General features: G+C 79.0%; 1 pseudogene. It reads right to left on the reverse strand.

Annotated elements, in window-relative coordinates:
- Positions 1 to 75 precede the first annotated feature (75 nt).
- Positions 76 to 620: pseudogene (locus BWR60_RS37555) on the reverse strand (hypothetical protein); the annotation flags it as partial.

Consider the following 620-nt stretch of genomic DNA (forward strand, 5'->3'; position numbering starts at 1 on the left):
GCGCCGGGCAGGGCGCCACGGCCCGGCGCACCACGGCCGGGACCGCCGCCGGTTCTGCGGCGAGTGTCTTCCTCGTCATCGGCCGTGGCCGGGACGCCGCGCAGGCCGGCCTGATCGGGCGCCGGGCAGGGCGCCACGGCCCGGCGCACCACGGCCGGGACCGCCGCCGGTTCTGCGGCGAGTGTCTTCCTCGTCATCGGCCGTGGCCGGGACGCCGCGCAGGCCGGCCTGATCGGCGGCCGGGGCGCGGGCTGCCGCAGCCTGGCCGGAGCGGTCGGCGACCGCCTTGCGGCGGGCATCCTCGGCGGCGCGCTCGGCGTCGCGGCGCTTCTGCTCCTCCTCGAGCAGGAAGCGCTCCTCCTCGATCTTGCGCTTGGCCTCGTTCTCGATCGCGGCCAGCTCTTCCAGCTCGCGCCGGCGCAGCGACTCCGGGTCGAGCGGGGCGGCCGGTTCCGGCGCGACCTCGACGATCTCGGGTTCCAGCGCGGGCTCGGCCTCGGCCGGCTCCGGCATGTGCCGACGGGCCTCCTCCTCGCGCAGGGCGACCTGCAGGGCGCGCTGCCGCGCCTCGCGCTCGGCCTGCGAGAGGACCCGGCCGCCGAGCGTGCCGCCGCCACCGC

This window comes from Inquilinus limosus, assembly GCF_002195995.1.
Classification (GTDB): Bacteria; Pseudomonadota; Alphaproteobacteria; order DSM-16000; family Inquilinaceae; genus Inquilinus; species Inquilinus limosus_C.